We start from the raw sequence: 5,251 nt of genomic DNA, 5'->3' as shown, positions 1-5,251 counted from the left end.
TGGAGGCCCTGCTGAACGCGGGCGAAGTCGCCTTCGTCTGCGGCCAGCTTCAGGCCGCCTGATCGACCGTGACATCTACCGCTGACAGGGTCCGCGTCGCCGTCCTGATCTCGGGCACCGGCTCCAACATGGCCGCCCTGATCGACGAGGGGCAGAAACCGGGCGCGTCCTTTGAGGTGGTGCTGGTCGTGGCCAACCGTCCCCATGCCGGAGGGCTGGCCATCGCCGAGGCCAAGGAGGTGAAGGCCTTGGCTATCGACCATCAGCCGTTCGGAGCGGATCGTGCCGCGCATGAGGCCGAAATCCAGCGCCTGCTGATCCAGCATGATATCCAGCTGGTCGCCCTGGCGGGATACATGCGCGTCCTGACCCCCGGCTTCGTCCAGGGCTGGCGCGGCCGCATGATCAACATCCACCCCAGCCTGCTGCCGCTCTATCCCGGTCTGGACACCCACGCCCGCGCCATCGCCGCTGGAGACTCTGAGGGCGGCTGCACCGTGCATCAGGTGACGGAGGGCGTCGATGAGGGCGAAATCCTTGGCCAGATCGCCGTACCCATCCTGCACGACGATACGCCTGACAGCCTGGCCCAGCGGGTGTTGGCGGCCGAGCATCGGCTGTATCCGCAGGTGTTGTCCGAGTTGTGCCGGACGCTGGATTAGATTTTCGTAATCTGGTGCTTTTGCGGGCGACAACCGTCCGCAGCGGGCGCAGTTTCCGCCCCGATCTGTCAATCGGGACATTGCCCATGCTGAAACTTCGCCTTCTGGCCTGCACCGCCGGTGCGGCCATCCTTATGTCCGCCGGCCTGGCCTCGGCCCAGACCCGCCCAGTGGTCGAGATTCCATCGACCGACGCACCGGCCATCGGCACCTTCGGCTTCGATGTCGAAGGCATGGATACTTCGGTTCGTCCCGGCCAGGATTTCAACCGCTTCGCCAACGGCACCTATCTGCGTAACACGCCGATTCCGGCGGACAAGTCGTCCTATGGGGCCTTCCACAAGCTGAACGATCAGGCCCAGCTGGACCTACGTGCCCTGGTGGACGAGAGCGCGGCCAATCCAGGGGCCAGCCCCGACGCCGCCCGGATCGGCACCTTCTACGGCAGCTTCATGGACGAGGCTGCGATCGAGCAGTTGGGAGCCTCCCCGCTTGAAGCCGATCTGGCCGAGGTCCGCGCCGCCGACACACGCGAGAAGATGGCCGAGCTGATGGGCCGGACCCAGGGCGGCTTTGGCGTCAATCTGTTCGGCGTCAGTGTCTTCGAGGACCTGCGCGAGCCCAACAAGAACAGCGCCTATGTCAGCCAGGGCGGTCTGGGCCTGCCGGATCGCGACTACTATCTGGAGGCTTCTTTCGCCGAGCAGAAGGCCGCCTATCAGGCCTACGTCGCCAAGGCGCTGGAGCTGGCCGGCTGGGCCAACCCCGAACAGGCGGCCGCCGATGTGGTCGCGTTCGAGACCCGCCTCGCCGAACAGCACTGGACCCAGGTCCAGTCGCGCCAGCTGGAAAAGATCTACAACCCCACCACCCTCACCGACCTGGCCGCCTCGGCTCCCGGCTTCGACTGGGCCGGTTGGGCGCGCGGTGCGGGCATCTCGAACGTCCCGACCCTGATCGCCACGACCAACACCGCCCTGCCCGGCATGGCCCGCGTCTATTCGGAAACGCCCATCGAGACCCTGCAATCCTGGCAGGCCTTCCACGTCATCAATCAGGCCGCGCCCTATCTGTCCAAGGCGTTCGTCGACGCCAACTTCGACTTCTTCGGCAAGACCCTGAGCGGCAGCCAGGAGAACCAGCCTCGCTGGAAGCGCGGCGTATCCCTGGTCGATGGAGCCCTGGGCGAGGTGCTGGGCAAGGAGTATGTCGCCCGCCACTTCCCCGCCGAGTCCAAGGCGCAGATGGAGGAGCTGGTCGCCAATCTGCGGCTGGCCATGACCGCCCGGCTGCAACGTCTGGACTGGATGAGCGAGGAAACCCGCCAGCAGGCGCTCTACAAGATGAGTAAGTTCAATGTGAAGATCGGCTATCCCGAACAGTGGCGCGTCTATGACGGTCTGGAGCTGGTCCCCGGCGATCTGTACGGCAATGTCGAGCGGTCCAGCGCCTTCGAATGGGCCTACAACCTGGGCAAGCTGAACAAGCCGGTCGATCCGCTGGAATGGGGCATGACGCCCCAGACGGTGAATGCCTATTACAACCCGCCACGCAACGAGATCGTCTTCCCGGCGGCCATCCTTCAGGCCCCGTTCTTCGATCCCAATGCCGACCCGGCCATCAACTATGGCGGCATCGGTGCCGTCATCGGCCACGAGATCACCCACGGCTTTGACGATCAGGGCCGCAAGGTCGACGGCGACGGTGTCCTGCGCGACTGGTGGACGGCCGAGGACGGGGCCAAGTTCGAGGAGCGTGCGGCGGTGCTGGGCGCCCAGTACTCGGCCCTGTCACCGATCGAGGGCGCAACCGTCAACGGCGACCTGACCATGGGCGAAAACATCGCCGATCTGGGCGGTCTGCTGATGGCGCTGGATGCCTATCACCTGTCGCTGAATGGCCAACCCGCGCCGGTCATCAACGGACTGACGGGCGATCAGCGGGTCTTCCTGGGCTGGGCCCAGGTGTGGCGCAACAACTCGCGCGACGAATATCTGCGCAATCAGGTGACCACCGATCCGCATGCCCCGGCCCAGTACCGGGCGGCGGTGCCGCCGCGCAACATCGACGCCTGGTACGCCGCCTTCGGCGTCCAGCCCGGCGACGAGCAATATCTGGCACCGGGAGCCCGCGCGCGTATCTGGTAAACGAGCCGTCCGTACAAAGACAACGGCCCCGGAGAGCAATCTCCGGGGCCGTTTCTTCATCGGGGTCTGGTATTGGGCTGTTGCTCATCGACAAGGCTTAGCAGAGCCAGTCCGGCCACGACGGCTGCTGCTAACCACAGAGCCGTGACGCCCAGCCTCAGAAACATCAGTGCGCCCAGCGCCCCGCCCGCGGCCAGCCCGATCCACAGCAGCAGGAACGGCACCCAGTCCCAGCGCGCGCCTCCGTGCAGGGCCGTGGCGATCCTCTGGCCCACCCGCACCAGCGTGCCGGTCATATAGGTCAGGCCGACCCGCACATCCCCGCCCTTCTGGAACACCGTATTCTCCACCCCCATGGCCAGCACTACGGGGACCATGCCCAGCAGGGGCCGACCGGCCGACAACAGGGCGGCCCCCATCGCCAGCAGCAGGGCCTCCAGCCCCAGCACGACGGCCTTGCGCCCCTCCCCCGCCCGGCGTGCCGCCGTCGAGCCCAGCACCACGCCGATCACGAACAGGCCGATCAGACCCAGTGCCGTCCCAGCCACCTGCCACTCCCCGGTCGCCACCGCCACGCCGAAGCGGGTGGAGTTGCCGCTCATGAAGGAGACGAAAAACCCGCCGAGCGTCAGGAAACCGATCGCATCGACATAGCCGGCCAGCGCCGAAAGCCCGGCGGCCAGCGCGACATCCCGATGCCGATACTCCTTCATGGGCGTGGCCTTCCGCAGTGCAGGGTCCAGATACGACAACGGCCGGATCGTTTCCGATCCGGCCGCAGCAGGTCCAGCGCTTTCGCGTTGGATCAGCCGACGATCTGATCGTCGGTGAAGAACTGGGCGATCTCGATCTTGGCGTTTTCGGCCGAGTCCGACCCGTGGACCGAGTTTTCACCGATCGACAGGGCGAACTGCTTGCGGATGGTGCCTTCGGCGGCCTGTTCCGGGTTGGTCGCGCCCATGACTTCGCGATATTTGGCGATGGCGTTGTCGCCTTCCAGCACCTGGACGACGACCGGCTCGGCGGTCATCTGCTCGACCAGTTCGCCATAGAACGGGCGTTCGGCGTGGACTTCATAGAATTTCTTGGCCTGGGCCTCGGTCAGGTGCACGCGGCGCTGGGCGACGATGCGCAGGCCTGCGGCTTCGATCACGGCATTGACGGCGCCGGTCAGGTTGCGGCGCGTGGCATCGGGCTTGATGATCGAGAAGGTGCGTTCGGTCATGAGAAGTGACTTCTTGTTTGGGAGATTGAAGGTGGGGGCTTATAGACGCGCCCTCCCCGGTTTCCAAGCCGCCTCCATTTCTTGTGTCCCTATCGCTCGACGCGCGGCGTCTCGCTGCTTGAGGGACGTGCTCAGGGCCGACGTTCCATGCTCCAGATCACCGACCTGACCTTCAACGCCTGGGGTCGCAAATTCCTCGAGGACGCGTCCGTCAGCTTACCACCGGGCTCCAAGGTCGGGCTCGTGGGCCGCAACGGCATCGGCAAGTCGACCCTGTTCAAGCTGATCCTGGGCGAACTGGCCGCGGGTGGCGACGAGATCAGCCTGCCCAAGACGGCTCGCATCGCCTCGGTCGATCAAGAACACCCCGCCACCCCGGTCAGCGTTCTGGAAACGATCCTCGAGGCCGACGTCGAGCGCCACACCCTGCTGGGCCGGCTTGAAACCGCAGAGCCCGAGGAGATGGGCGAGATCTGGACCCGGCTGATCGAGATCGACGCCGACGCCGCTCCCGCCCGCGCCGCCGAAATCCTGGTCGGCCTGGGCTTCAGCCAGGAGAACCAGCAGCGGCCGATGTCGGAATACTCCGGCGGCTGGCGCATGCGCGTGGCGCTGGCGGCCGCCCTGTTCGCCGAGCCGGACATGCTGCTGCTCGACGAACCGACCAACTATCTCGATCTCGAAGGTGCCCTGTGGCTCGAGGCGCGGCTCAAGAAATACCCGCACACCGCGCTGATCATCTCCCACGACCGCGAGATGCTGAACGAGGTCTGCACCCACATCCTGCACCTCGCGAACCGCAATCTGACGCTCTACACCGGCAACTACGACCAGTTCGAACAGGCCCGCGCCGAGAAGGCCCGCCTGCAACTCTCGGCCAAGGCCAAGCAGGACGCCGAGCGCGCCCACCTGCAATCCTTCGTCGACCGCTTCAAGGCCAAGGCCTCCAAGGCCGCCCAGGCCCAGTCGCGCATGAAGCGTCTGGCCAAGATGCAACCGGTGGCCACGACCATCGAGGAGCGGGTCGCCCCCTTCATCCTGCCCTCGCCGCCCCGCCCTCTGGCCCCGCCGCTGATCCGGCTGGAGCGCGCCAACGTCGGCTATGAGCCGGGCAAGCCGATCCTGCGCAATCTGAACCTGCGCATGGATCTGGACGATCGCATCGGCCTGCTGGGCGTCAACGGCGCGGGCAAGTCGACCTTCGCCAAGATGATCGC

5 protein-coding genes are annotated in these 5,251 nt (G+C 66.0%); 3 read left to right on the top strand and 2 right to left on the bottom strand.

What is annotated here, in order from left to right:
* Positions 1 to 68: 68 nt before the first annotated feature.
* Both purN and JHC81_RS13655 read left to right on the top strand, forming a co-directional pair.
* On the top strand, positions 69 to 662 hold the full coding sequence (purN, locus tag JHC81_RS13660; protein WP_292175579.1) for a phosphoribosylglycinamide formyltransferase: 594 nt from the start codon (positions 69 to 71) through the stop codon (positions 660 to 662).
* An 86-nt stretch (positions 663 to 748) separates the two neighbouring features.
* Positions 749 to 2,809, top strand: coding sequence for a M13-type metalloendopeptidase (locus JHC81_RS13655; protein WP_292175578.1), 2,061 nt, complete (start codon positions 749 to 751; stop codon positions 2,807 to 2,809).
* A gap of 56 nt (positions 2,810 to 2,865) precedes the next feature.
* Here JHC81_RS13655 and JHC81_RS13650 read toward each other — a convergent pair whose 3' ends face one another.
* The gene (locus JHC81_RS13650) at positions 2,866 to 3,561 is read right to left on the bottom strand and encodes a YoaK family protein (RefSeq protein ID WP_366466290.1); all 696 of its coding nucleotides are present in this window, start codon (positions 3,559 to 3,561) and stop codon (positions 2,866 to 2,868) included.
* A 53-nt stretch (positions 3,562 to 3,614) separates the two neighbouring features.
* Entirely contained in the window at positions 3,615 to 4,034 is a 420-nt protein-coding gene (ndk, locus tag JHC81_RS13645; protein ID WP_292175574.1) for a nucleoside-diphosphate kinase, read from the bottom strand.
* 147 nt (positions 4,035 to 4,181) lie between these two features.
* Here ndk and JHC81_RS13640 point away from each other — a divergent pair.
* Positions 4,182 to 5,251, top strand: a 1,070-nt coding sequence (locus JHC81_RS13640; protein ID WP_292175571.1) for an ABC-F family ATP-binding cassette domain-containing protein, incomplete at its 3' end; no start/stop codon positions are given.

The organism is Brevundimonas sp. (genome assembly GCF_016463295.1).
Classification (GTDB): Bacteria; Pseudomonadota; Alphaproteobacteria; order Caulobacterales; family Caulobacteraceae; genus Brevundimonas.
Note: the sequence above shows the minus strand (reverse complement) of the source record. Positions and strands in the feature narration are given on the sequence as shown.